Source organism: Pseudophaeobacter sp. 1A16562, from assembly GCF_041008785.1.
Taxonomy (GTDB): domain Bacteria; phylum Pseudomonadota; class Alphaproteobacteria; order Rhodobacterales; family Rhodobacteraceae; genus Phycobacter; species Phycobacter gallaeciensis_A.
Map to the genome: position 1 here is coordinate 1 of NZ_JAXGFT010000025.1, position 24,416 is coordinate 24,416.

The 24,416-nt window shown below is 57.5% G+C and carries 22 protein-coding genes, 1 tRNA gene and 3 pseudogenes; 13 read left to right on the forward strand and 13 right to left on the reverse strand.

The window, feature by feature from the left end; all coding sequences use genetic code 11:
* Positions 1-44: 44 nt before the first annotated feature.
* Positions 45-121 (forward strand) — tRNA-Met (locus SM764_RS21625).
* Here SM764_RS21625 and SM764_RS21630 read toward each other — a convergent pair.
* From SM764_RS21630 to SM764_RS21650, 5 genes are all read right to left on the reverse strand, one after another.
* Complete coding sequence (locus SM764_RS21630; RefSeq protein WP_369002780.1) at positions 78-1,781, reverse strand: recombinase family protein; 1,704 nt, start codon at positions 1,779-1,781, stop codon at positions 78-80. The two genes, SM764_RS21625 and SM764_RS21630, sit on opposite strands and share 44 nt — an antisense overlap.
* A 566-nt stretch (positions 1,782-2,347) precedes the next feature.
* Positions 2,348-4,531 (reverse strand): AAA family ATPase, encoded by a 2,184-nt coding sequence (locus tag SM764_RS21635; RefSeq protein WP_369002753.1) that lies wholly within the window; start codon positions 4,529-4,531, stop codon positions 2,348-2,350.
* A 62-nt stretch (positions 4,532-4,593) separates the two neighbouring features.
* Positions 4,594-5,493: a GIY-YIG nuclease family protein gene (locus SM764_RS21640; RefSeq protein WP_369002754.1), complete on the reverse strand. Its 900-nt coding sequence runs from the start codon at positions 5,491-5,493 to the stop codon at positions 4,594-4,596.
* 147 nt (positions 5,494-5,640) lie between these two features.
* Positions 5,641-6,135, reverse strand: coding sequence for a hypothetical protein (locus SM764_RS21645; RefSeq protein ID WP_369002755.1), 495 nt, complete (start codon positions 6,133-6,135; stop codon positions 5,641-5,643).
* 576 nt (positions 6,136-6,711) lie between these two features.
* Entirely contained in the window at positions 6,712-7,047 is a 336-nt protein-coding gene (locus SM764_RS21650) for a hypothetical protein (protein ID WP_369002756.1), read from the reverse strand.
* A 111-nt stretch (positions 7,048-7,158) separates the two neighbouring features.
* On the opposite strand from SM764_RS21650, the gene SM764_RS21655 reads away from it, so the two are divergent.
* Positions 7,159-8,511 (forward strand): plasmid recombination protein, encoded by a 1,353-nt coding sequence (locus tag SM764_RS21655; RefSeq protein WP_369002757.1) that lies wholly within the window; start codon positions 7,159-7,161, stop codon positions 8,509-8,511.
* A 105-nt stretch (positions 8,512-8,616) separates the two neighbouring features.
* On the opposite strand, the pseudogene SM764_RS21660 reads toward SM764_RS21655, so the two are convergent.
* Both SM764_RS21660 and SM764_RS21665 read right to left on the reverse strand, forming a co-directional pair.
* A pseudogene (locus SM764_RS21660) lies at positions 8,617-8,726 on the reverse strand (IS5/IS1182 family transposase); the annotation flags it as partial.
* 60 nt (positions 8,727-8,786) lie between these two features.
* Positions 8,787-9,431, reverse strand: coding sequence for a TetR/AcrR family transcriptional regulator (locus tag SM764_RS21665; protein ID WP_369002758.1), 645 nt, complete (start codon positions 9,429-9,431; stop codon positions 8,787-8,789).
* 98 nt (positions 9,432-9,529) lie between these two features.
* On the opposite strand from SM764_RS21665, the gene SM764_RS21670 reads away from it, so the two are divergent.
* Both SM764_RS21670 and SM764_RS21675 read left to right on the forward strand, forming a co-directional pair.
* Complete coding sequence (locus tag SM764_RS21670) at positions 9,530-10,267, forward strand: SDR family NAD(P)-dependent oxidoreductase (RefSeq protein WP_369002759.1); 738 nt, start codon at positions 9,530-9,532, stop codon at positions 10,265-10,267.
* A complete protein-coding gene (locus SM764_RS21675) occupies positions 10,264-11,442 on the forward strand; it encodes an MFS transporter (protein WP_369002760.1) in 1,179 nt (392 codons plus the stop codon). Before SM764_RS21670 ends, SM764_RS21675 begins: the two co-directional genes overlap by 4 nt.
* A gap of 278 nt (positions 11,443-11,720) precedes the next feature.
* Here the strand turns inward: SM764_RS21675 and SM764_RS21680 are convergent, their stop codons facing one another.
* A complete protein-coding gene (locus SM764_RS21680; protein WP_369002761.1) occupies positions 11,721-12,635 on the reverse strand; it encodes a LysR substrate-binding domain-containing protein in 915 nt (304 codons plus the stop codon).
* Positions 12,636-12,752: 117 nt separating this feature from the next.
* Here SM764_RS21680 and SM764_RS21685 point away from each other — a divergent pair, with 117 nt between their 5' ends.
* The 3 genes from SM764_RS21685 to SM764_RS21695 all read left to right on the forward strand — a co-directional run bounded on the left by SM764_RS21685 (position 12,753) and on the right by SM764_RS21695 (position 14,488).
* Positions 12,753-13,619 (forward strand): pirin family protein, encoded by an 867-nt coding sequence (locus SM764_RS21685; protein WP_369002762.1) that lies wholly within the window; start codon positions 12,753-12,755, stop codon positions 13,617-13,619.
* Positions 13,620-13,701: 82 nt separating this feature from the next.
* Entirely contained in the window at positions 13,702-14,241 is a 540-nt protein-coding gene (locus SM764_RS21690; RefSeq protein ID WP_369002763.1) for an NADPH-dependent FMN reductase, read from the forward strand.
* Position 14,242: 1 nt separating this feature from the next.
* Positions 14,243-14,488, forward strand: coding sequence for a DUF2798 domain-containing protein (locus SM764_RS21695; protein WP_369002764.1), 246 nt, complete (start codon positions 14,243-14,245; stop codon positions 14,486-14,488).
* Positions 14,489-14,662: 174 nt separating this feature from the next.
* On the opposite strand, the pseudogene SM764_RS21700 reads toward SM764_RS21695, so the two are convergent.
* A pseudogene (locus SM764_RS21700) lies at positions 14,663-14,906 on the reverse strand (transposase); the annotation flags it as partial.
* A 308-nt stretch (positions 14,907-15,214) separates the two neighbouring features.
* Between SM764_RS21700 and SM764_RS21705 the strand changes: the two are divergent.
* The gene (locus tag SM764_RS21705; RefSeq protein WP_369002765.1) at positions 15,215-15,940 is read left to right on the forward strand and encodes a cytochrome b; all 726 of its coding nucleotides are present in this window, start codon (positions 15,215-15,217) and stop codon (positions 15,938-15,940) included.
* A 124-nt stretch (positions 15,941-16,064) separates the two neighbouring features.
* On the opposite strand, the pseudogene SM764_RS21710 reads toward SM764_RS21705, so the two are convergent.
* A pseudogene (locus tag SM764_RS21710) lies at positions 16,065-16,298 on the reverse strand (transposase); the annotation flags it as partial.
* Positions 16,299-16,505: 207 nt separating this feature from the next.
* Between SM764_RS21710 and SM764_RS21715 the strand changes: the two are divergent.
* The 5 genes from SM764_RS21715 to SM764_RS21735 all read left to right on the forward strand — a co-directional run bounded on the left by SM764_RS21715 (position 16,506) and on the right by SM764_RS21735 (position 21,508).
* A complete protein-coding gene (locus tag SM764_RS21715) occupies positions 16,506-16,829 on the forward strand; it encodes a hypothetical protein (protein ID WP_369002766.1) in 324 nt (107 codons plus the stop codon).
* Positions 16,830-17,011: 182 nt separating this feature from the next.
* Positions 17,012-18,844 (forward strand): copper resistance system multicopper oxidase, encoded by a 1,833-nt coding sequence (locus SM764_RS21720; protein ID WP_490363096.1) that lies wholly within the window; start codon positions 17,012-17,014, stop codon positions 18,842-18,844.
* 27 nt (positions 18,845-18,871) lie between these two features.
* Positions 18,872-19,579 carry a copper resistance protein B gene (locus SM764_RS21725; RefSeq protein WP_369002768.1) on the forward strand — a complete coding sequence of 236 codons (708 nt, stop codon included), beginning with the start codon at positions 18,872-18,874 and terminating at the stop codon, positions 19,577-19,579.
* 103 nt (positions 19,580-19,682) lie between these two features.
* Positions 19,683-20,177 (forward strand): cupredoxin domain-containing protein, encoded by a 495-nt coding sequence (locus tag SM764_RS21730; protein WP_369002769.1) that lies wholly within the window; start codon positions 19,683-19,685, stop codon positions 20,175-20,177.
* 101 nt (positions 20,178-20,278) lie between these two features.
* Positions 20,279-21,508, forward strand: a complete 1,230-nt coding sequence (locus SM764_RS21735; protein WP_369002770.1) for an ABC transporter transmembrane domain-containing protein — start codon at positions 20,279-20,281, stop codon at positions 21,506-21,508.
* Between the two features lie 167 nt (positions 21,509-21,675).
* Here SM764_RS21735 and SM764_RS21740 read toward each other — a convergent pair whose 3' ends face one another.
* The 3 genes from SM764_RS21740 to SM764_RS21750 form a co-directional block, all read right to left on the reverse strand.
* Positions 21,676-22,977 (reverse strand): APC family permease, encoded by a 1,302-nt coding sequence (locus SM764_RS21740; protein WP_369002771.1) that lies wholly within the window; start codon positions 22,975-22,977, stop codon positions 21,676-21,678.
* Positions 22,974-23,702, reverse strand: coding sequence for a TVP38/TMEM64 family protein (locus SM764_RS21745; protein WP_490363094.1), 729 nt, complete (start codon positions 23,700-23,702; stop codon positions 22,974-22,976). The genes SM764_RS21740 and SM764_RS21745 overlap by 4 nt, the downstream gene beginning before the upstream one ends.
* 129 nt (positions 23,703-23,831) lie before the next feature.
* A complete protein-coding gene (locus tag SM764_RS21750; RefSeq protein ID WP_369002772.1) occupies positions 23,832-24,413 on the reverse strand; it encodes an EF-hand domain-containing protein in 582 nt (193 codons plus the stop codon).
* Positions 24,414-24,416 lie beyond the last annotated feature (3 nt).

Below are 24,416 nucleotides of genomic sequence, written 5' to 3' on the forward strand. Positions count from 1 at the left end.
GTAAATACCAAAAAATCTCTCTAACGATCATAACCAACAACCTCCGCGGGATGGAGCAGCCCGGTAGCTCGTCAGGCTCATAACCTGAAGGTCGCAGGTTCAAATCCTGCTCCCGCAACCAACGTTTCCGACCAAGCCCCTGCAAAAAGCGGGGGCTTCGTCGTTCCAGCGCCACCGCAGGCCAGAATACCTGCCAAATCACCCTCCAGATGCATCCGGTGACCTCCAGGCGCAGCTGCGTCCGGTTCCATCCGCACACTGGAAATCAATCCGCGCAGAGCCTCCGCTGAACGCGTCTTCAGGTCCGGGTCGTTCAGTGTGGCCGTGAGATTGATCACCTGCGTCTTGAACCGCTCCGCAACTTCCGGCGTCATCGGCGGGGTGGGGGCAAGCTCCGCAGCTTCTAGGATCTGCTGCTGCTCAAGCTTGCGTTGCTCCAGGTCCAACAGCTTCTCCTTCATCATTGGCGTATAGAGGCCATCTTCGATTGCTGCCATGAGGCCCGCGATCTTCTTTTCGATGCCTGCGAGGGCCGTGGTTGCAGCCTTCCGGGTCGCGTCAGCCGTATCAGTGACCTCTTTGTAGGCACTTTTGTATTCCGCAACATAGACCTCCACGAGTTCAGGGGTGAGCAGGCGGTGACGCAGGCCGGAAAGAACCCGTTCTTCGACGGCGTCTCGGCGGATAGTGGTGCGGTTGGTACAGACAGCGTCGCCCTTGTTGCGGCTAGCAGCACAGCCGTAGCGGGTCTTGTTGATGAGAGTATAGCTGGCGCCACACTCCGCGCAGCGCAGCAGGCCCGAGAGCAGATAGGTTGGGCGGCGTGCCTCTTCCGTTCTGCGGCGCGTGTCCCGCGCTCCAGTCGGGTTGAGAGCGTTGCGTACAGACGCTTGCCGGGCTTTCACGGCTTCCCACAGGTCCTGATCGACGATCTGAAGTCCCGGCACATCAACGGTGATCCACTGCTCGGGAGGGTTCATGCGTGCTTGGCGCTTTCCCGTGGCCGGATCCTTGATAAAGTGTTGCCGGTTCCAGACACGGCGGCCGATATAGAGCTCGTTGTTCAGAACCCCCGTGCCACGTTTGACATTGCCGTTGATCGTCGACGGGTTCCAATTGCCACATCCCTGGCCCCTCTTCGGTCCAGGCACGTTTTGACGGTTCAGGCGTGCCGCGATCTCGCGCGGGGAGTGACCCTCGGCATAGTCGTGAAAGATCCGGCGGATGATGTCCGCCTCACCTGCTTCGATCCGCAGATCTCCAGTAGACAGTGTCCCGTCGCCTAGGACCTCACGGTCAGGGCGGTAGCCGTAACTTAGACCACCAGCCGACTTGCCCTTTACGATACGGCCAGAGAGGCCCCGGTGTGTCTTCTGTCCTAGGTCTTTGAGAAGCATGGCATTCATTGTTCCCTTCAGCCCGATATGCATCTCGTTGACCGCGCCCTCGGACAGTGTCACGATTTGCACGTCGTGAAAGTTGAGGGTTTGGTGTAGCCGGGCGATATCGGCCTGATTGCGACTCAGTCTGTCCAAGGCTTCCGTGAGGACGATGTCACAAGCACCCATCTCGGTCGCGCCCTGTAGCTGTTTGATGCCGGGGCGCATTAGAGAGGCGCCAGAGGTCGCCGCATCGGAAAACTCCGCAACGACTTCCCAGCCTTCGCGGGCTGCATATGCCCGGCACAGGCGCAGCTGGTCTTCGATGGAAGACTGCTGTTGCAGGTCTGAAGAATAGCGCGCGTAAAGCGCAACGCGGAGAGAGGGGGTAGAGTAGTTCATGTGGCACCTTCCTTCGGGGAGGTTAAAGCTTCAGTTCAAGCGCCGCGCAGGGCGGCAAAATCAGCTTGTGCCTGACGACGCGCCATTGCGCGCACCAGGGCCACAATCTCAGGATGAAGACCGCGCGGAGTTTTTGCAAGGGAAATTGGGCGGCGCTTTTGAGGGGCCTCTGTGATGGCACCGATTGTCGTCGGGAGAATTTGTTGTGTCATGGGCGGCTCGTCATCTGCTCGTTTCCTTGTGAGCAGAGTACCAGACGGTGGGGGAATTCCTGGATAGTAAAGTCAGTTTCCGGCTCCGGATTTTGGGGATAACCGGCTGAAAAATATATAGAACTCCTGATTGGAAAAACTATTTCCGAACATGTCGTGCCAAGGATCAAGATTGCAGCACGGTCGCCAGGTGGGCAGCATCCATTTGCCGGGGAGATTCTCTATGGTTTGCCCCCTCATCTTCAGGGCCAGATTCTTCAGAGCGAGATATCCCGCAAACAGTTCCGTGAATCCTATTGAGCCGGATGCAAAGCGGTGGGCTTGCCACGGTGGAAGCGGCAAGCCCGTTTTTTGTTACTGTGGATGGATTGTGGCCGTAGAGGAGTCGACCTGCTCGGCTGCTGACGGTGCGAGGTTTCCCAGCCAGGGGCGCAGATCTGCGGTATCCATCTCCCGGACGCTCAACAAATGCTCGGCCAGACGTGCCAGCTGGTCGCGGTGCGGATCAAGGAGGCTCTGTGCCCGTCGTTCAAACCGGTCAAGTTTGACCCGGAGGCGATCACGCTCATCCGGAGTGAGATGCTTCATGACTGCCGGTCCCATCCAGCCGTTGCCGTGAATGCCAAGCCCGACTTCGCGATCGCAGGCCAGCTGCAACTGCGTGGCCTGCTGCAGATCGCTGCCATCCCCACCACCGGCGCCAGCGCTGATGTCTCCAAGGAGGATCCGTTCGGCGGCACGCCCGCCAAGCAGGATCGTCATCTCGTCCTCGAACTCGCAGAGGGTTCCCTCATAAACGGCAGATGGCCGAATGGTCTGGCCCCCATTCTTAGAGATTGTCACACTTTCAACAGGAGCGGCGCTGAGCAGTGTGGCCACCAGGGCATGACCGCATTCATGGATGGCGATGCGGCGCTGGCGTGCCTTGGCCCGTGGCGTTTCTTTCGGCATCTGGGCCATTACCCAGGCGGTATCGCAGCTGCGTCCCGCACGCCGGGCGCTTGCGCGAGCCGCCCGCAAGCTCGCGTCGATCTCCGCAGGCGTCTGACCAGCGAAGGCCCGAGCCAGTTCGATTGAGTTGTGGTCCGTGGGAAGGGCGCGTTCCAGCATGTGCTGGATTTGCGCGAGCGGCGGGCGGCCAAGCTCGGCATGACGGTCGAACCTGCCTGAGCGTAGGATCGCAGGGTCGAGATTGTTTGGATGGTTGCAGGCACCGATTAGCAGCACACCCTCGTCCCGCATCAGTGCGTCTACCTCCGCCAGGAATTGGTTGATGACATTGCGCCGGTAATTGCTGCCGTGACGGTCGGATGTATCACGGGCTCCTGCCGAGTCGATCTCATCGATAAACAGAACCGAGGGCTTGTTGCGGGCGGCTTCGGTGAAGCTTTTTCTCATAGCGCCAAGCATGTCGCCGAGGTGTCCGCAGCTCTGCCAGCCGCCAAATGAAGCTTCGATGAGAGGGACGTCGGCCGAGGCCGCGATGGCCCGCGCGAGAACGGATTTACCAACCCCTGGCTCGCCGCTGATCAGGAGGGAATGCGGGATCTCGGTCCAGTGTGCTTTGCCGTCGTGCCATGCCGTCAGGTCTTCGACGATGTCCCTTGCCGCTTGGTGCGCAGGGGAGGCCCCCTTGATGTCGGTGAGTGTCAGGGCTCCGTTGTCGGCTTGCGAAGCCTGCAGGATCTCTGCCAGCTTGCTGGCTGCAGCCCCAGCATTCGGCGCGCGCAGGGCGGCAAGAAGGACCTGCTCGTCCATCGCTTGCAGTGCTGCACTGTGCGGTAGCAGCGGCGCGACACGCGCACGGTCGATCTTACCTGTGGCGCTGTGGGTCTGTTCCAGCAGCATCAACATCATATCCTGATCAACAGGCGCCAGTCGAACAGGCTTCGGCAGGATGCGCTTCAGATCAGGATCAAGCCGAGGCCCCTCCGGCCACAGGACAAGCAGTGGATGGGGCTGGGCGAGTGATCCGAGAAGCCGGTGTTCGAAGTCGCGCATACCTGCGAGACAGATCGTGCCCTCTCTACCGACCGTTGGACGGATCAGCTGCAACACCTGTTCTTCGCCTCTTCGAGCGGCATAGGTTTGGGCCGTCCAGCTCGGCGGTAGAAACACCCGGCCGATCTGCGTACATGCGATATCAAGTTGGCTTGTGGGGATCTCATCGATGACCATGACGCCATGCGGTGCGAGTGACGTTGCGCAGAAGTTCTGATGTGTGCCGAAAGTGGCGGCCAGACGCAGGCACATCAGGATTGTGCTGGGCGCAGTATAGTGCTGCGGCATGTCATTACCATCAGCGTCAATCGCCCAGCCATCGGCCCCTGTCTCGCTCAGTGTATACAGCTCTTCGTTGTCGAGCCGTTGCATTGCCGGGAGATCATCAAGTGCCTCCAAAAGGGTCTGCGCTGGTAGCTCCTGCGCCGGAATTTTCCGGTTCTCGTCCTCGGCGTCGTAGCTGGTGTCGCGTTCCGCATGCTGGAGACGGCGGAGAATGAAGCGGGCATAGGGGTGCCAGGTCGGTGTGTGGGACATGGGTGTCCTCCATGAGTTCAGGATCGGCCAGGGCCGGTGAAAAGATTGGGGGGTGACGGAGATCAGGCCTCGACTGGGGGAAGAGCGTCGAGCATGCCCAGAATGATGGGCTGTAGGTCGGAGGAATAGATCTCGGACTTCACGCGGAGCCACTGACTGTAGTGACCTGGCGGAATGATGCTCTCTACATGATCGCGCTTCAGCGTCGCGTGCATCGTCTTTTCCAGGCACAGTGCTGTGTGGCCACTCTGAACAGGAACACTGCGCAGGATCTGGGCCCGCAGATCAGGGCTGCGCTTGAGTTGATAATGCAACCGGCTTTCCGGGTTCCGGGAAAAACCCAGCTTCACAAGCGGCGCCATGTTGGGCAGCTCAAAGCGCATACAGTAGATGTAGCTCGGCGCCGAAGCCCAACCCTCACCGCAGGCTTCACAATTGAAGCGACCTGACCGCATGTTCACCCGCGCAACCTCCTGCACATGGCCACAGCTGTGGCGATAGCGGCGATAGTTTGGGCCGCGATCCTTTGCAGGGCCGATCAGGGTCCAGCCTTGCGCGAGTGCTTCCTTCTTTTCCTTGTCGCGATGACAGTGTTCACACCGGTGGGCGCAGTCGTCGGCAGCGATCCGTCTGATCAGCACGAATTGCCGACGCAGTTCATGCCCGCAGGGCGCCTGGTAGACGCCGACATGACGGTCATCGGGGTCGCGCCCCAGCCAGGTTAAACCTGCTGCGGAGGCATCTTCTTGCCATCGCGCTTCAATGCAGTGTGGGCACAGGGGCTGGTTGTTCATCAGAACGTAGAGTTTGCTCATGTGTGTTGCCTCGCAACTGCGGCAGCGCAGCAGCAGGTGGTAACGGTCTGTGATACGCTGCAGGATATCAAAGCCCTTGCTCGCGGCGGTCTCGCGCCAATGCGCGTGGATGGTAAGCGGGAAAGTGGGTTTTGCGGATTGGGTCATGAAAAGCTCCAGTCAGGCAAAAGGGCAGGGGGCGGCAGGCGCGCAATGCGCCAGCCGGTGAAAATCCGAAATTGGACAGGACATGACGGACGCAGGCGGGGAGGTCCGCTGCGGGGTCAGGTGTTGTCTGGGGAAATTGGGGCCGGGTTAGGTCGGCGCGAAACCGGGCGCCGTCGCGGCCATCTCCACGATGGCATCAACGTGCCAGGCAGCCCGGTTCAGCGCCTGGCGAACACCGGGAACTGAAGTGGTGAAAAGGTCCCGATGCTCATACATCAGCCGCTGGAAATGCAGAGCCTCGTCCGGGTTCTGCGTTTCGATGAGGAAGTGCATCAGCATGGCCATGCGCTGCAACGGCTGATCATTGGCCGAGGTAGTCGGGGCGGAAAAAATATCCGACGCCAGCCGCAGGCAGTCTTGCCACTGGTTCTCCGCCGCCTCCACAAAACCGCTGCTTGCGGGATCCCAGCTCATGGAGTGCGACAGATCGCGCTCCATCTCGATCGCCGCGTCTACGGATTCGATCAGCTCAGCGAATGTCCGGAAGATTGGGGTGTCCCATTGGTCGGCAATCGGGGCCGCCAATGCAGGGTGCAGGTCTTTTGCCGCGCTCGCGCGCGTGGTAACAGCTGCGATAGTCATAGTGGTCTCCTTACCCGAGATCAGTGTGATTAGGGCGGAGAGGTGGTAACGACACCTCTACCGTCCGCATATTGAGCATATGCGTTATTTTGAGGTGTTGTCAATATACTGCATATCGCTTATTCGGGGTTTATGGCTAAGCAAACTGTATACCCGATCAAAAAGCTGGTTAACCTGACTGAAGAGCAGGCAACTCGCATCGCAGACTTTCGCTTCGCTCAAAGACTGCAGTCAGAGAACGAGGCCATCCGGCGTTTGATTGAAATAGGATTGGATGCAAGCGCCAAGCCCAGCGGCGAAGATTGACCTAGTGTTCATCGCATAAGTGATCAGGAACCGCCTTCCTAACGCCGCCGAACAACCTTCTCCCCACCCAGATTATCGAAAAACAATAAGGCATCCGTGGCCCCCGGCAGGGCGGGTCCAGCAGGCTGCTGGCCGCAGGAAGCTTTTAGAGGCGAAGGCCGAGAACAAGCTGACGAGGAGGGGATCGACGGGGGTATCCCCCTCGCGAACAGGTAAGTTGAAATTCCAGGGCTCAGCCTGGGATTGCAACTTGCCTAGTGAGTAAAAGTCTCACAAATTCAAAAAAAGTGTATCGGGATTTTCTTCGTCTTCGCGCAGAATCGGATCAGAGAAATAGATCCGAGCAGTAAGATGACCGTACAGCCCCAGTTTACCCAAGCCCAGCCTGTCAATCTGAAAAAGCCGCCCATCGTTCTGCGGTTCTCTGGGCTTTGGCCTCATACGCTGCGCCGGTTTAGGTTCCACGATGAACGTCGCGGTGGGGATCTGGGGCATGTTGATTTGGGCCGCACAACGGCCAACGAGATTCTTGTTGGTGATGAGAATTGGGATCAGGTCATCCGTGAAGAAATTGCACAGATGAAGCAGCATAACTTTGAGCAGCATCTTGCAGCTCTTCAGGAGAAATCACGGAAATCGGAGGCGCGCAGGGTTGAGGAGGCGGGGCCAGTCAATCCGTGGCGTGCCAGCAAGGAGGGACCTCTCAGGGAAGGGATCTTGACCGTCAACAAGGATTGGTTTGGCGGAAGTGGGCAGGCTCAGTGGGATCCGCAACGTGTGGAGGAGTTCAAGCGGATCGCGCTTGAGTTCCTGCGTCGGAGTTTCCCTGATGGTCAGCTGCGTTACGCGTCGATGCATATGGATGAAGAAGCCCTGCACATCCATTTTGTTGTTGCGGTCTGGGTTGAAAAAACATCCGCCAATCGTGGCCATCAAATCCTGCTGCAGCCATCGGAAAACCCGCTGCTCAAAAATTATGAGCGGGCTCAAGATATGGCGGGTGCTGCTTTTGCGAAAATTGGGATCACTCGAGGGGAGCGCCGTGCCGAGGCCCGGCGCCAGGCGCGGGCCGAGGGCAAGCCCTTGCCCGCGAAGAAGGAACATGTCGCGCCATCGCAGTGGCGCGCGGAAGAGCGCCGTAGGGCGCAAAAGGAAAAGAAACGTATCCTCGACGCAGCGGAGGCTACGGCGAAGGTGGCCGTCGAGGACGGCCGGGACCTGGCCAAGGCCACGGTCAAAAAGTCGCGCAAGCGCGCGATTAAAGAGGCGCAGGCCCGCAAGCGGCGGGCTGCGAAAGAAACTGCAGAGGTGACCCGCCGCCGCGATGCGGCCGAGGAACAAGCGCAGCAGTTTGAAAAAGCGGCTGCCGCCGCATCATCCACGAAGAAAAAGATCGAGGCCGAGATCGGATCGTTGGAGCCGATAGTGCAGGGGTATGAGGAGAGGGCAGAAGCGGCTGCGGAAAAGTTCCACCAGAAGCGTGACGCCCGGAAACTTGAGGAAGAAAACATGGCACGGATCAGCCGGGAAAAGGAGGACATGGAGGGCGCGTTGCCTGCTCTGCAACAGCGAGAGGCCGATCTTCATGAGCAAGTGCAATCTCTTGCCCAGCATCGCGCAAACGAAGAGGCTGCAGGGAGGGCAGCACAATCGGCGCGGCGGATTGAAGAGAAGAAACTGGCAGAAGCGGCAAAGAGGGTGCAGCTGAAGGTTGCGGAGGCAGAGGCCATCTCGGAAGCCATGGAGGTCGGATTAGAGCTCGTTGCCGATGGCGCGCTTGTTTGGCAAGATGCGATGCCCGATAGCAAACCGAAGCTTTCTTGGGGACCATCTGCCCCGGTTGATGAGCATGGTCGCGCAGAAAAATTGAAGGAAATCCGCCCGGCGAGGCGACTGGTCGCTCGAATTGCCCGATTGGTGGCCCAGACAGTGAAACGCGTTCTCGCGAAAGAGCGCCAGAAACTCCAGGATGATGCGGAATACGTGCGCGGCTTGCGGGAGCAGTGGGAACCAGAAGCCCAGGCGCGGTTGGCTCAGATCTCACGGGGCCCGGATGGGGGGCCTTCGTAAAGGTCGGGCGGAAAGCGGCAGTTCGCTGCAGTCGCGAAGATCTCACGGAGTAATGGAAAAAGCGGACCATTAGCGGCCAGTTTGGCTGAATCCAGGATGCTCCCGCTCCCGCGATAGCAAGCCATTGCGATTGATGAAGATAGAGCCGCTGAGCACGCGCCTGTCGCCGACGGCTTGCCGTGCGACTTCTGGAAGTCACGCAGCCGCCGCTCCATTTGCGCGTCGCTCAACCAGAAAGATCGCCCATCAAAAGCTTGCTTCTCGCCGAGGCTAAATCAGGTGGTGCCGTGCTGATCCATGGGACCTGAGGCCAACATTGCCTCAATTGCTCGTCGCCCCAGACGGGCGATTGATACGAGCCGCGAGGGTGACAACGTCAAACGAGCAGTGTTCGACAACCCGGCTTGAAGTGTCAGAACGAAATCCGCTGCGGCGCGGTAGTCAAAATCACTTGGGGCATCGCCCTCCTCGATGGCGCGTTTGAACCTATTCTGCATTTTGCGATCATTGGCTTCTCGTTGGGACTTTAGCCAAGCAGCGCTGTGGGATACGTCGTCGGTGGCGCTGCCAGGAACCATTTCCTGCAGCCCGGCGATAACCATGCATCCGGGCGGATGCCCACTGTCTGAGAATGCTGACGCCGAGGTGGTGAGAAAGGCCTCAACAGCATCCCCAAGCGCGGGGGTCGTTTCGAGTCGATCCCACATCTGCCCACCGTGGTGCGTAACGAAAAATTTCAAGCTTTCCTCATACAGCGCATCCTTGCTGCCAAATGCAGAATAAAAACTTGGCGGTGAGATGTTCATCGCATGCGTCAGGTCCGAGACTGATGTGTTTGCATATCCGTCTGCCCAGAACATCTCCATGGCGCGCGCCAGCGCGGCGTCTCTATCGAACTGTCTGGGCCGACCTCGTGTCATGGCGCGCTCCTTTGTGTATCGATCGATACATAAATTGTTTGACATCCAGTAGCAAGAACCTATTTGTTTAGTGATCACTACATAAATAGGAGTTCGACATGCAACTAGCTGGAAAAAATGCCTTGGTTACTGGAGGCAGTCGCGGAATGGGCGCAGCAATCGTGCGCCACCTCGCAGCGGATGGCGCAGATGTTGCCTTCACATACAATGCCTCTGCCGGTCCCGCTGAAGCCCTGCGTAATTCCATCGAGGCCTCGGGGCGGCGCGCGCTGGCAATCCGTGCGAACAGCACGGTTCCGAGCGAGATCGAAGGTGCCATCAGTGAAGCCGCAAATGCATTAGGTGGCATAGACATACTGGTCAACAATGCCGGTATTTTTAAAGTTATGCCGATTGATGAGATGAGCTTGGAGGTGTTTAATGAGACTGTCACAGTTCACCTGACTGCCGCATTTGTGGCCGCTAAATCCGTCATAAATCACATGCCGGAAGGCGGTCGCATCATTTCGATCGGCAGCAACCTCGCTTTCCGGGCTAGTTTTCCGGGCCTTACCGCCTATAGCGCCAGCAAGGCTGCAATCTCTGGGTTAACGCATGCCCTCGCACGGGATCTAGGACCACGTGGGATTACCGCTGTGGCCATCCACCCCGGGTCAACAGATACCGATATGAACCCGGCAAACGGTCCGGCGGCGGACGGTCAGCGTGCGGCGACAGCGACGGGTCGATACGGCACGCCAGAAGAGGTTGCAGACCTTGTCACCTTTCTTGCCGGGCCGGCCGGTCGGTCGGTCACCGGCGCAGACTGGCTTCTAGATAATGGCGCAAACGCGTGACTTTGCGGTCAGAGAACTCCTTAATAACGGCGACGCTAATCATCGGCGCGTTTCTTGTTGTTTCAGTGGAATTCGTTGTCGTGGGATTGGCAGAGGGCCTGTCTTCTTCGCTGGCGATCAACACTGCGCAATATAGTCTTGTTGTTTCGGTTTTCGCTATTGGGGCCGCCTTTGGCGGTCCCGCTCTGGCCTACTACCTAGCGCGTTTCCCACCCAGGCGCGTTTTGGTGTGGTCACTGGCGCCGTTCGTTGGCAATCTTGCTTTTGCTTTTTCACCCGATCTTGCTCCGACACTGGCACTGCGGGCCATTCAAGGCGCTACACTGCCGGTGTTTATGAGTTTTGCCAATGTATGGATGGCACAGCGATATGGCACTGGGCATGGGACCTCTCTTCTTTACACAGGGGTTGTTGCTGGCGGCGCATTGTCCCCCCCCATCGGCGCAAGCCTTGCAGCTCTTGTCGGGTGGAAAAGTGTCATGTTTGGTCTGGGGCTCTTCTGTCTGTTGGTCATGGCAGCGATTTACAAATGCCTTGATGAAAGGGGGCCTCAATCCAGTCCGCTGCAGCGTGTCCGAACCTTCGACGGATACCTGCTTGGGCACCTGACGCTGACGGTTTTGACTTTCGCAGCACTTTTTGCCAGTTACGCTCATATTGCCCAAATTCTGAATGATGCGGGCATTCAGCCAGAGGCTGTCAACGTTCTGCTTCTCGTTTTTGGAGTGGCCGGCTTTGCCGGGAACTGGCTTGCAGCCAAGGCAGTCAAGTGGCCCTTCGCGGCCAGCTGCTGTGCAACGGGATTGGTTGCGCTGTGCAGTCTGGCCGTGCAGGCGGAGCATAATCCCGAAACAGCTATGGCGGTGACCATTGCGGCGACATGGGGCGGCGCGCATGCGGCCAGCTTTGTTTTGAGCCAGGCACGTTTGATGAACGCCGCACCACAATTTCCCGCCTTTGCTGGCTCTCTCAATATTTCTGCCGGAAATATCGGGATCGCGCTTGGCTCTGTTCTTGGCGGCTTTGCCGTCTCTCCTGCTGGCACTGGCGTGTCAACGGGGACCGTTACTTCGGTATTGGCCATTTTGTCCATTATCTTGGCAGGTCTAATGGCAGGCAGGAAAGTAGCAATGGCAGAAGACAAACGCAAAACTGAACAGGGGTGCGATATCTGAGGTCTTTGCTCCCTGGTCGTTCAGGAACGTATCTCATGCAGTTGCTTCCGCTGAACTCAAGAAGATCATCGTGCGGCATAGCCCCTGTCGGACCAAGGATCCTAGTGGCGCGATCACTCAGGTTGAGCGACCAGAAGCAATGCACTGAACTTGGGGAGGTGAATGCAAGGCGCGGAGACGAGACGACTGGAGCGGCATGTGGCAACAAATCATTTTGGACACCTAACCGAGCCACACGTCCGTCTCATGAACCGACCCAAATGTGAAAACCTAGTTCGCTACCCGCTGTCGCCACTGTTCATCACAGTTGGAAGCTCGCGGTGCAAGAAGCCTGCCAGGGCGTCGACCTGTGGCGGGTTGCCCCTCCGTTCATGCATCAGAAGACTGATTTCGGGCGCCCCGGCGGTCCAGTTTGGCAAGACGCGACAGAGCCGTCCCGCAGCGATATCCTCAGCGCAGACATAGGCTGGCAGAGCGACCAAGCCGAGCCCTTCTGAGGCCGCTTGTTTGAGGATGGCCATGTCATCGCTGCGCAGACGCGCAGGATAGGGAACTGATGCCGTGCTGCCGTCGGGCCCGATCAGCGACCAGGAACTCCCCCCTGGCCGCCAACCAAGTGCAAGGCCGGGCAAGCCGTCGAGGTCTGTCGGGGATGCCGAGACACCAACTTGCTGCGCCATGTCCGGCGAGGCGAACAGGTGCCAGGGGACCTCTGTGATACGTCTTTGGATCAAGCCGGAGTCGGGCAGTAGTTTGACATGGCCCCGGATGGCCAGGTCGATGCCATCACCGATCATGTCGGCATAATCGTTTGCTGCCTGGAGCCGCAGTGTCACCCGCGGGTTGTCGGCCAAGAACCGTGGCAGAATGCGGCCAAGCGCGAACTGCGCGACCCCAACTGAACATGAGAGGGTGACGCTGCCCTCCAGCGCGTCCTTGTCCTGACGAACCGCGGCTTCGGCGGCCACCATGCACTCCAATGCCATCTTCGCATGCCGATAATACGCTTCGCCAGCCTCTGTCAGTGACATATGCCGTGAGTCTCGGTTGAGGAGCCGCGTGCCGAGTGCGTCTTCCAGCGCTTTTACCTGCCGACTGATACGGGACTTGGGAATGCCGAGCGTCCGCGCCGCTGCCGAGAAGCCCTGTTTCTCAACGACATGCACCAAATAATAGGCTTGGTTGAGGTCCATTTTTCGGCCTTTTTACTATTCTTCTTCGTTCCAAAAATGGAACGAAGAGTTCTGAAATCAACGGATTTCCCGCCTTACGCCTCAAGAATAGACTTATTTGCAGCAAAGGAGGCGAATATGACCGCGCAAAACAGATTTCAGACCAATGCCCCCCAAGCCATGATCGCCGCAATACAGCAGGGAGAGAAAATGACCCGGGGCGAAGGCTTTGAAGCTCTCAGCTTCATCCATCGCCAGCTTGACGGTTTGATGGACCCACTGATCATGGTCGATCACTTCACCATGACAAGGCCGACCTTCGCGCCCCATGCCCACGCGGGGATTTCCGCGGTGAGTGTGCTTTTCGAGGACAGCACAGGCAGCTTTCGCAACAAGGACTCTCTTGGCAACGATATCGCGCTGGCTCCGGGCGATCTTTACTGGCTCAAGGCCGCGCGCGGCGCGGTGCATGATGAAGCACCCACGCCCGGATCGCGCACGCATGCGCTTCAGATTTTCGTCAACCTCCCGGCGGCGCAGAAACTGGACGCGCCGGAGTCTGTTCATGTTGCCGCACAGACCATGCCAGTGATCAAAGGCCACGGACATCGGGTGCGGGTGATGACTGGCGCAAGCAACGGCGTCGTCGGTGCCACCCCGCCTGGAATGCCCTTCACCATCCTTGATGTTGGCCTGTCCCAGGGCGGCAGCTTCCCCCATCGCAGCGTCCCAGGAGACGCCATCTGGCTTCATGTCATCCAAGGCGACGTCGAGGTTGAGCTCGATGGTACCCGCTACCATCCCAATGCCGACGAGGCGCTTGCGGTCCACAATGCCGAAAACATCCGCTTGCTGAGCGGTGAAGGCGGTCGGGCTGTGCTCCTCAGCGGACGCCCCTTGCGCGAGCCCTTTGTGCAGAAAGGGCCGTTCGCGATGAGTGACACTGGACAGCTGGAAGCCGTCATCGCCGCTCACGCAGCTGGCGAGCTTGGCTCAATCAACTGAACGCCTGTGTCGATCCTTAAGGACGACGAACCACCTCATCAAAGCCACCCACGAAACTTCTGAGAAAGACTGGAGAACCCTCATGAAAATCCTGGCGTTCGGCGCAAGCAACAGCAAGACGTCCATCAACAAGCGCCTCGCGCGCTTCACGGCGACATTGGTCCCGCATGCCGAGATCGAGGTGCTGGACTTGAACGATCATGATCTGCCGATCTTCAGCGAAGACCTGGAGAAGGAGATCGGACACCCTCAAGCGGCCAAGGCGTTCTTTGACAAGATCGGATCTGCCGACGGGGTGATCGTGTCATTTGCAGAACACAACGGCTCCTATACCGCCGCTTATAAAAACCTTTTCGACTGGGCGAGCCGGATCGACCAGAAAGTGTTTCAGGGTAAGCCGACGGTCTACCTTTCGACCTCTCCCGGTCCCGGCGGGGCGGGCAGCGTGCTCGCCTCGGCCAAAGGCTCAGCACAGTTCTTCGGGGCGGATCTAAAGGCGACCCTCTCCGTCGCCAGCTTCTACGAAGTCTTCGATGCAGACAGCGGAACCATCACCAACCCGGTTACCTTGGCAGAGCTGACAGCTGCGGCCGAAACCTTGGCCCTTTCGGAGGTCATTTGATATGGCACATCACAAGCGTCTTCAGAGGCTTTCTGGATCATTGGTTATGTCGGCATTCATGTCGATGGCCCTGTCAGGTGTATTCAGCCTGCTTGAGTTCGGGATCTCTTGGATGTGGCTGCAAGCCTGGGGTCAGAGCATCCTCATCGCACTGCCGGTCGCATTTACACTGGACATGGTGTTCGGAGACAAACTCCGGTTTCTCTCTGCCAGATTGGCGGACAAAGCGGCGAGAGATTGGCGATAAAACTTTGCTAACTCCAAGCACCAAGTTGTCATAGGCTGAAAGCCATAGCTGTTTCTAGCGCTCCGGAGGCTAAGTGAATTCATACGCAGGTGTCCGGCAAAGGGTACAAGTGTCCGCAATTGCGGCCTCGACACCGTGCTAAGCTCGTCGGAGGCGGAAATGGCCGGTTCGGCGAAGCTGCACTGCAGCGAGATCCGAGATGGCCTTTCTAAGCCGTTCGTTCTCTTCTAGAGGCGCACGAGTTCCCTGAGTGGGTCGGTTCCCATACCGCCATATTGCTTGCGTCAGCGATAATAGCTCTGTTCGGTTATGCAAACTCTCGTATCGCATCCACGCGTGTCGTGCCCCGTCCGACAAGTACCTCAACCTGCCGCAGCTTCGTGACAATCTCTTCTGGCTTGTGCCGTTTCGTAGCCATTTTGGTTCTTCGTTTTCCGAAACATAACGGTGGACAACTTCAGTGGGGCAGGAGCAACAGGACGACTAGTTCGTGGTCTTGAACTCGTCGGGGCATGCCCTCCAGCTATCAGGATGGACTCGGGTAGTGAAACGCTCTCACGATTTGTGAGACAAAGCCCACCCTGCAACTTTTTTCGAGAATAGTCCTCAACTCGATGCCACCACAGGAACATTCCATTGTCGCATTTTCTTCTTGACACTCCAGTAATGGAACCCCCTACCCAGGCGAAAATGTAGTCAAAACTATCGTTGGGAAAGGAAAAGGACATGCAGCAATATGCATTGCCTCTCAAAGTTGTTCACTTTTGTGTAGCCTTTTTGGTTTTGGGGCTTATGGCCTTGGGGCTATATATGAAGGATATTCAAGTTATTGAAGGTTTGATATTTTATTACAACCTTCACAAATCTCTTGGCGTGTTGCTGCTGGGGTTGATGATCGTACGAATTGTCATGCGTAAAATATTTGGGGCGCCTGATAGGCTGGATAATCATTCAAATTTGGAATTTAATCTCGCAAGGTTGGTGCATTTCGCATTTTACGCGCTTTTGGTGGCGATGCCAGTTTCTGGTTGGTTGATGTCAAATGCTGCAGGTTTTTCCGTGGAGTTTTTCGGGGTGTTTGCGCTGCCAGACTTGTTGGGTAAAGATGATGAGCTCATGGTAATTTTGCAAGATGTTCATTTTTCAGTTGGCGTTGCTTTATTTGCCATCATACTGCTGCATGTCATCGGATTGGTAAAACATCACTTTTTTGATAGGGATGAGACATTGGGCCGAATGACTTCTTCAAAATTAAATGCCTCCCTGGGGAGCGGTTTTATTGCGGCCGTTTTTTTTGTTTTATTGACTGTTGCTTATCTGTGGGTCTCCGGTCTTGGTGTGCATAATGATACCCATGGCGATGCTCACGGCGCGGCACATGAGGCCGCTGATGGAGATACGCATGAAGCCGCTCTTGGTGAAGAAGACAGGGGAGTACATTCAAAAAATTAGAATGAATTTTTGATTGAGAGTGTAGGAGAGGGGGAGATATCTCTCCCTTTTCAATTTTCTGATACTACCTTTCGGATGTATGCAACGGGTTTCTCGCTTCAATTTTGTAGGGTCATGAACATAATTAATAGGTGGCGAGTGCGGCGAGAGCGATGGTCGAGAGGAGCACCTTGGGGCAGCAGTCATAGCGGGTAGCGACGCGCCGCCAATCCTTCAACCTGCCAAATATAATCTCGATCCGATTGCGGTGTTTGTCGCACTTCACCGTTTTCTTACGTTATTTTCGGTCAGGGATACGGGAGCGTAGCCTTTTGTCGTTCGTTGTTTCCGGAAACCTGTCGGCATCAAAGCGACGGTCTCTGCGTTTCATTTGCGCTCTCAACGGTCTTTCATTTCTGATAAGCGACTGATGATTGGTCTCTGCTCAGAAAGGCCACAAATGTACTGAACGTATTACGGCGAATCGACGAAAGCGCACCCGGTTCGCAAATGTATCAAAATGTATGCTTGAGGTGGAGCCTCGCACTGGCTAGCTAGCCATAGGGAAAGCAAACGGAGCTGTTTGATGCGCTCAAAAGCGGGAAAGCTGTGGACATCGTTGACGCTGGCACTGTTGCTAGCGTTGTCCGCACTTTTCGCGGCCTTGACGGCAGAAGTGGCAAATCAGGCTGAGGTTGTTCCTGTTGCCCTGCATGAAGCGGCAGAGTGGCACAGCCATTCCAACTCTGGCCTATGCCACAAGGCAGCGGCCTGCGAGGTGTCGGCCGCATTGCAGCCTTGGCAGCAAGTTTCCATAATCGAAAAGGCGGGAAAACTGGCGGTGGCCCTGAGTGATTCCGTCTTGGCTTCGGTGGCACTCGAAGCGCACCTTCCACCTCCCAAAACCTGATCAAAAGCACCTGCCCTCTCCCTGCTTGCCATTACCTTTGCTTGATGACTGCAGCAGTGCGTAATTGCGCCGTTCTATGAGTGAGCGCTGCATCGGCTGAACCCAGCGCGCAAAGAAACTGCATTTGCGGATGCCTGCAGGGGATTACCAGACCAACATCTCAACAGACCAAAGGACTGACGATGCTATCCATCGCACCTTGGCGCACGGCCTTTGTCGGCGCCGCACTTGCCCTGTCTGCAGCCGCCATGGCCCAGGCCGGGACCTATGACATCACCGTGGACAAAATCCGCATCGATGCTGGAGACTTCCGAAAATCTGGTGTCGGCTACAACAAAAGCCAAATCCCGACCATCCTTCGATTCAGAGAAGGCGAAGAGGTCACGCTCAATGTGACCAACAACCTGCGCAATGACACCTCAATTCATTGGCATGGGCTGATCTTACCGTTTGATCAGGACGGGGTGCCGAAGATCAGCTTTGATGGTATCAAGCCAGGCGAGACTTTCAGCTACAGGTTCCCGGTTGTGCAGGCCGGTACCTACTGGTTCCACAGTCATTCCGGCTTCCAGGAACCGGATGGGGCCTATGGTGCCATCGTTATCGAGCCGAAAGGCGGCGAGACAATACATGCAAACCGCGACTATGTGGTGCAGTTTACTGACACCCACCCGCATCGCGGCAAGCGGATCATGCGGAACCTCAAGATGTCGGCGGACTACTACAACCGCTCGCAGCGCACGCTGCAGGACTTGATTCAGGATTCCGGCAGCATGGGTCTTAAGGCGGCGTTGGAAGACCGCAAGATGTGGGGCCGGATGCGGATGATGCCAACTGACATCGAGGATGTTCAGGGCTTTACGCCGATGATTAACGGCCAGAGCTCAGCGCAGAACTGGACTGGCTTGTTCCGTCCTGGTGAGAAAATCCGGCTTCGGCTCATCAACTCTTCGGCGATGGCTTATTTCGATGTTCGGCTGCCCGGTCTGAAAATGACCGTGGTTCAGGCCGACGGCAATGACGTTAAGCCGGTGACAGTGGATGAGCTCCGTATCGCCGTGGCTGAGACCTATGACGTTGTTGTCCAACCCAAGGAAAACCGTCCCTACAGCATCGTGGCGGAATCCATGGGGCGCACCGCAATGGTTCGTGGGACGCTGGCGCCACGCGAGGGGCTGGCTGGGCCAGTTCCGCAAATGCGGCCCAAACCGCGGCTGACGATGGCTGATATGGCTGGGATGATGGGCCACATGGGCATGGAAGGCCATGTCATGCGCGATGATACTGGCATGTCCGACAGCATCATAATGATGACGGGCATGGATCACAGTCAGCACCAGATGCCTGCATCCTCTGGCGGTTCGTCAATGACGGAAATGGACCACAGCCAGCAGGAAATGGCCACCCCTGCCAGGGCAGAGCCGATGGCTGACGTGGACCATAGCCAGCACAACATGAGCGGAGCCAAGGCATCCAAACGGGGCGCGCTGACCGGGTTGAACCACAATGGACATCAGATGGTGAGGGTTGGCGAAAAGGAGGGCTTTTATGCGGCGGGCAGTGGGTTGACACCTAGCGCAGCAAACGGCGGAAAATTCCTGTCCTATGATGACCTAAGCGCCCGCCGACCGCTCTACAGGGACCGTCCCGCGACACGGGAGATTGAGCTGCGCCTCACGGGCAACATGGAGCGCTACATATGGTCGATCAACGGCAAGAAGTTGTCCGAGGCCGAGCCGCTGAGACTGAAGTACGGCGAACGGGTCCGTTTTAAATTCGTCAATGAAACTATGATGGCCCACCCGATGCACCTGCATGGCATGTGGACGATCCTGGATACCGGCAAAGGCCGCAGAGATCCCGTCAAGCACACTGTAAGTATTGCGCCAGGCACTACTGTCTACACCGAAACCGAAGTCGATGCGACAGGCCAGTGGGCCTTCCATTGTCATCTCTCCTATCACGCCGACGCGGGCATGTTTCGCAAAGTAGTCGTCGAAGGTGGCCCGGCTTGACCGGAAAGATCAGAAAGAGACGTAAACATGAGCAAAATACGCAATGCGGCCTTTGCCGCAGTCGGCGCGGCGGCCCTTTGGTCCGGCCCCGCCGAAGCAGAGCAGCTGATCTACGGCTTTCAGGCCGAGCAACTGGAATACCGGCAAAGCGACGGTGAGGACGCCTTTGTCTGGGATTTCGATGCCATGATCGGCACTGATAAGCTGAAACTCGTCTGGCGTAGCGAAGGGGAACGGGTTCAGGGATCGAGCGAGCTCGAAGCTCTGGAGAACCAGCTGCGGCTGCAGTTTCCGGTGTCTACTTTTTTCGATGCGGTGGTTGGGGTGCAAGCCAGCACACCGGACGGTTTGCCGGACCGCTACAACGCTGTGCTAGGCCTCAAGGGGTTGGCGCCGCAATGGTTCGAGATCGACGCCGATCTGTACCTGTCGGAACATTCGTTCTTGCGCTTGGAGGGCGAATACGAGGCGCTGTTGACCAACCGCCTGATCTTGGTGCCGAACCTGGAGTTTACAGTGCCGCTGCAGGATGACCTTGCCTACGATCAAGCGGCTGGTAGCGCTACAATCGAGGCTGGCCTGCGGCTCAGCTATGACCTCATAGACCGGGCGGTCTCTCCCTACATCGGCATCAATTACGAAGAGTCCTTTGGCGGCTCAGCGGATCTTCTGCGTGCCAGCGGTGAAGATAACGGTGTGCTCTCGGTCGTCTTCGGGTCCCGTTTGATGTTCTGAACCCTGACACCAGGCCGGGACAACCCGGCCCGGTGCATCCCCTTCCTGCCATGGTTCCGGCGGTGGAAGGGAAATTTTTCCTATCGAAATCAAGGAGACAAAAATGAAGAAGCTTTTTCTTTTCGCAGTACTGGCCACTCTGACCAGCGCACCTGTTGTGGCCGGTGTTTCGGGCCACGGCGACGGTCATGGCGCCCATGACAGCCGCGGCGAACAGATGGCGGCTGGCATGCCCGGAAACCGCAACAAGGTTAGCCGCACAGTGAAAGTGAAAATGAAGGAAACCGACGACGGAGAGATGGTCTTCACTCCCTCTGCCTTGGAGTTTGAGCAGGGCGAAACTATTCGCTTTATGGTGGTGAATGAGGGTGAGCTCGACCACGAATTCGTCCTTGACACACCGGAACGGAACGCCATGCACAAGCAGGCAATGTCGGCCCAGATGCAAATGCACAACACACCGAATGCCGTCACTTTGGCACCCGGGAAACGCGGCGAAATCATCTGGAACTTCAGCAATGACGGCATATTCGAATTCGCTTGCCTGATCCCGGGGCACTATGAATCTGGCATGTACGGCCAGGTTGCGGTTCAATGATCGGTTGAGGACTGCTGCCTGGTTCTTCAGGTAGCAGCCCTGCAGCGCGGCAGCTCCAATGGGGCTGCCGCATTTCCCTCTATCTCAGCGGACTTACTTCAATGCCGCCCGAGCACAGGTTCCCGCACTATCATTCTTTCGCCCATAGGGCCGCTAACTGGCTGGGCTTCAGTTATGATGAAACTTCTCCGGAATGGGTGCATCCGGTTATGCATCTGGTATTGCTGCTAGCTCCGGCTTTGCTGGCAATCTCCGCTGCTAGGCTGCTCGGCCGGGCCGTCCATCTGCGCCTTGCACGTTCCACCTCTAGGCCAGTGCCCCATACGACCGTGTCCATCATTGGTCTCGACCGGAACCTAATTTCGCACATTCTCCGGACCACGCGCCGACAGCAGTTTTTCCTGCTGTTTCTGAGCCTGTCTTTGTTGCCTGTGTTGTACCTATCGTTGGAACTTCCCAAGCAGATAGTGAATAACGTATTGAGCAAATCGCATGCACCGCTGAGCCTGTTAGGATATAATCTAACCGCTACGCAGCATCTGGCAGTTCTAAGCGGTGTTTTTCTGCTGGCAATCACGTTGAATGGTGTCGGGAAGTACCTGCTGAATGTGCTGAAGGGGCGGCTTGCCGAACGCTGTCTCAGACGTCTCCGGCTGCTCATCTATTGTCATTGGCGTAAACAAATCGGCCAACCACGAAAAAGCGAGCTTCCGCAAATTCTGGGGCAGGAGGCAGAGCCGATTGGCGGCTTTGCAGCGGATCTGGTTGCGCTTCCGGTGACCCAGGGCGGAACGTTGCTTACCATCCTGCTGTTCATGTTCATTCAGGATCCGATCCTAGGTGCTGCTGCACTGACTGTTCTGCCGCTGCAACTGTTTCTGCTGCCCTATCTGCAGAGGATCTTGAACCGGCTGAGCCGGGAACGTATTCAGGAGATGCGTAGACTTACCTGCAGTCTGACAGAACAGCTGAATCCGGCGCAGGACAGCCCCGGAGATGTGCTGCTTACAATGGCCTCGTTGCGGCAGTTAGAGGCGATCCGCAGGCGGATCCACCGGGTGAAGTTCTTTGCCAAGGCGTTGAACAATTTTTTGACCGCGTTGACGCCGTTCCTCTTCTATTCGCTAGGTGGATACTTTGTACTTGAGGAGCGCATCACTCTGGGCGCTCTCATCGCGGTACTGGCAGCGCATAAGGATTTCTCAGCTCCACTGAAAGAGCTGTTCCGCTTTTACCAGCAACTCGAAGATACCCGGATACGCTACAAGGAAATTCTGGGGTTTCTGTTGGAACAACAGCAAGCGGGTTTGAGTTCGTCAATGAAAAGCTGACATTCAGCAGCGCTGCTCCCGCAGCAGTGTATGTTTACATGCGCGAGATGGTTGATACGGAAGTGGTGCCGTAAAGCATTCAACATTTTGTGTGCTAAACTCTTCGTAGTTACCCTTGCAAAATTCATGGTCCTGGTAGGTCACCTGCCATGTTGATGGGGCCGTTGCTATGGCGGGCGCAGCCGCAGAAACAGACCCTCGAACAGAAAAACAATTACCATACCGGCGGAGGCAATCAGCACGATCGACGGATCAGACTGCCACTTCATCGCTGCAAAGGCCGCGAGCACGACAGCGTCCAGCCCGATTGCCGTCAGTAGGATCCAGCCTTGGGCGCCGACCTCGTCACGAAGGTTTCGGAACACCCCCCAGTGGATGAGGATATCCATCACCAAATAGAAGAACACGCCGAGCGATGCGATGCGGCTCAAGTCGAAAAAGACAGTGAGCAGTGACGCCACTACCACCGTGTAGACCAGCGTGTGATCGCGCACGACACCCGGCATGCCGAAATGGCTGTGCGGAATCAGTTTCATTTCGGTCAGCATTGCCAGCATTCGCGACACTGCAAAGACACTGGCAATCAGGCCCGAGGCGGTGGCAATCAGCGCCAGCCCCACGGTGAGGTAGAAGCCTGTGCGACCCAGCGCGGGCTCAGCGGCTTCCGCCAGAGCATAGTCCTTTGCGGCCACGATCCGCTCAAGTGGCAGGCTGCTGCCGACGGCCAAGGCCACCAGCAGGTACAAGATCGTGCAGATCGCAATAGAAATCACGATGGCGCGTCCGACGTTACGGTGCGGATCGGTGATTTCGGCGCCGCTGTTGGTTATGGTGGTGAAGCCCTTGAAGGCAAGAATGGCCAGCGCCATCGCAGCGATTAACCCGGTGGCGCTGGTGGTGCCAGCGGCCTCGGCGCCACTGCCTGTAGCCTCAAAGGTGACACCGCCAACCCAGAGTGCGGTGATGCCGAACACAAGGATCCCCCCGACCTTGAGCGCAGCCATCAGGATCGAGAGCCAGCCGACCGAGCGATTTCCCGACACATTGACGAGCCAGGCGAAGAGGATCACCGTAACGCCGATCGCGGGGACCAGCCAATTGTCACGAGGTATGTCGAGACCGCGCAAGAGGTAGTTGGCAAAGGTCCGCGCCACGAGGCTTTCGTTGATGACCATCGACAGCGCCATGAGCAGGGCGGCTCCAGCAGCGACCGTGGTTGGCCCATAGGCCTTTTGAAGGATCATGCCGATGCCCCCCGCCGAGGGGTAGGCGTTAGACATCTTGACGTAGGTATAGGCACTGAAGCCGGTAATGACGGCCCCGGCGACAAAGGCGAAGGGAAAGAGCGGGCCGGCAAGTTCCGCGATTTGGCCCGTCAGCGCGAGAATTCCGGCCCCGATCATGACACCGGTGCCCATGGCGACAGCGTCCAGCAGCGTGATGGTGTTTTCCCGATATTCGGACCTCATCCGGTGTTTCCCTCCTTTTGTGGTCGTCTGTTTGGCTGTCGTTTTGCGGACTTGTTGCCACGCAGGGCCAGCAGCACCAAAGGCGCCGCCGTCAGCAGGCCAAGGGCAAGGAAAAGCCACTCCGCCGTGCCAAAATCTCCCGCCATCGCAGCGCTTCCGAAATGCGCCAGTATGAAGCTTGTTGGCAGGATCCCGGCCAGGGTGGCCAGTGCAAAGCGCCAAAAGTGCAGGCGGCTCAGCCCAGCGGCATAACTCATCACGTCAAAGGACACGAAGGGCAGCAAGCGGCTCACAAAGACAGTCAGAGTCAGTGCGTTCTGGGAGCCTAACAGGCCACGACCAGTCTTACCACCGAGCAGACGCTCAACCCTATCGCGCCCGCCGCCGCGCGCCAGAAGGAACGCCAAGATTGCGCCCATTTCAGAGCCGAGCGCGACGTAGACCGCCCCAAGGTAGTGCCCGTAGGCGGCCCCGGCAGCGAGAGCAATCGGCGCACTCGGCAGCGGGCTGGCCACTACGGCTGCCGTCATCAGGCCGATCACAGCAAGCGGTCCCCAGGCTCCGGCAGAGGCAACCAAATGCGTGACCCTGTCCTGATTGAGCTCTGCTGACCACCATCCCGCACTCCAGGTCATGAACAAAGTCACTAACAGGGCCAATAGACCCAAGGTCGCGGCAACGGTTCCGAGGCTGCGCTGCCTTCGCTGTTCGCGGTGCTTGGTCATGTCTTGTCTTTTCGTCGGGCTTGTCACTCAGACGGCGGTCGTGCAGAGGGCGCATCGAACGGTTCCCGAGCGACAGGGGAGTGGCCCGGCCGATGTGACCGGACCCAAGGTAAAGGCGCCGATGCAGGATTACTCTTGTTCCGACATGCCCTGCATCATCTGATGCCCGCCCATGCCTGTCCCGTGCATGCCGCCGTCGTTCATCCCGTTTCCATGCATGCCTTTCCCGTGCATCCGTTTCATCCGATTGGCGATGGCGCTCATTTCATCAGAGGTGATGGCGCCATCCCCGTCCGCATCCAGATGCTGGAAACGGTCTACCATCGTCTCGCGCAGCATCGCGGCGTGCCAGACCGAAAATTCGTCAAGGGACAGGGTGCCATCACCGTCGGCGTCATAGTTTTTCAGGCCCGCCTGTATCTTTTTGCTAGGCATGCCATCCATCATGTCCGCCCCCATCATGGTCCGCATCATGTCGCGGTCCCTCCGGGATATTCCGTGCCGTTCGGCGCCGCCGCCGTGCATCTGCATCATTTTATGCATCATGTGTTTCATCATCATCTCGTGGCGGTTGCCCTCCATCGGAGGCTTTTCATCCCCCATATGTGCCCCGCCGGTATTGTCTCCGTGATGGCGGCTGTCGGCCAGAGCGCCGCCGACGGTGAGCAGGGAAACGGCGAGAATGCTTGCGGTTTTTACAAATGTCGGCATGAA

What these genes read in the sequence shown, in the direction of transcription:
- SM764_RS21640 (WP_369002754.1), bottom strand. Translation starts at nt 5,493, where the DNA reads ATGACCCAATCCGCAAAACCCACTTTCCCGCTTACCATCCACGCGCAT.
- SM764_RS21685 (WP_369002762.1), top strand. Translation starts at nt 12,753, where the DNA reads ATGACCGCGCAAAACAGATTTCAGACCAATGCCCCCCAAGCCATGATC.
- SM764_RS21645 (WP_369002755.1), bottom strand. Translation starts at nt 6,135, where the DNA reads ATGACTATCGCAGCTGTTACCACGCGCGCGAGCGCGGCAAAAGACCTG.
- SM764_RS21715 (WP_369002766.1), top strand. Translation starts at nt 16,506, where the DNA reads ATGCGCTCAAAAGCGGGAAAGCTGTGGACATCGTTGACGCTGGCACTG.
- SM764_RS21730 (WP_369002769.1), top strand. Translation starts at nt 19,683, where the DNA reads ATGAAGAAGCTTTTTCTTTTCGCAGTACTGGCCACTCTGACCAGCGCA.
- SM764_RS21665 (WP_369002758.1), bottom strand. Translation starts at nt 9,431, where the DNA reads ATGACACGAGGTCGGCCCAGACAGTTCGATAGAGACGCCGCGCTGGCG.
- SM764_RS21670 (WP_369002759.1), top strand. Translation starts at nt 9,530, where the DNA reads ATGCAACTAGCTGGAAAAAATGCCTTGGTTACTGGAGGCAGTCGCGGA.
- SM764_RS21695 (WP_369002764.1), top strand. Translation starts at nt 14,243, where the DNA reads ATGGCACATCACAAGCGTCTTCAGAGGCTTTCTGGATCATTGGTTATG.
- SM764_RS21745 (WP_490363094.1), bottom strand. Translation starts at nt 23,702, where the DNA reads ATGACCAAGCACCGCGAACAGCGAAGGCAGCGCAGCCTCGGAACCGTT.
- SM764_RS21635 (WP_369002753.1), bottom strand. Translation starts at nt 4,531, where the DNA reads ATGTCCCACACACCGACCTGGCACCCCTATGCCCGCTTCATTCTCCGC.
- SM764_RS21680 (WP_369002761.1), bottom strand. Translation starts at nt 12,635, where the DNA reads ATGGACCTCAACCAAGCCTATTATTTGGTGCATGTCGTTGAGAAACAG.
- SM764_RS21735 (WP_369002770.1), top strand. Translation starts at nt 20,279, where the DNA reads ATGCCGCCCGAGCACAGGTTCCCGCACTATCATTCTTTCGCCCATAGG.
- SM764_RS21650 (WP_369002756.1), bottom strand. Translation starts at nt 7,047, where the DNA reads ATGCTGCTCAAAGTTATGCTGCTTCATCTGTGCAATTTCTTCACGGAT.
- SM764_RS21690 (WP_369002763.1), top strand. Translation starts at nt 13,702, where the DNA reads ATGAAAATCCTGGCGTTCGGCGCAAGCAACAGCAAGACGTCCATCAAC.
- SM764_RS21750 (WP_369002772.1), bottom strand. Translation starts at nt 24,413, where the DNA reads ATGCCGACATTTGTAAAAACCGCAAGCATTCTCGCCGTTTCCCTGCTC.
- SM764_RS21705 (WP_369002765.1), top strand. Translation starts at nt 15,215, where the DNA reads ATGCAGCAATATGCATTGCCTCTCAAAGTTGTTCACTTTTGTGTAGCC.
- SM764_RS21630 (WP_369002780.1), bottom strand. Translation starts at nt 1,781, where the DNA reads ATGAACTACTCTACCCCCTCTCTCCGCGTTGCGCTTTACGCGCGCTAT.
- SM764_RS21725 (WP_369002768.1), top strand. Translation starts at nt 18,872, where the DNA reads ATGAGCAAAATACGCAATGCGGCCTTTGCCGCAGTCGGCGCGGCGGCC.
- SM764_RS21740 (WP_369002771.1), bottom strand. Translation starts at nt 22,977, where the DNA reads ATGAGGTCCGAATATCGGGAAAACACCATCACGCTGCTGGACGCTGTC.
- SM764_RS21720 (WP_490363096.1), top strand. Translation starts at nt 17,012, where the DNA reads ATGCTATCCATCGCACCTTGGCGCACGGCCTTTGTCGGCGCCGCACTT.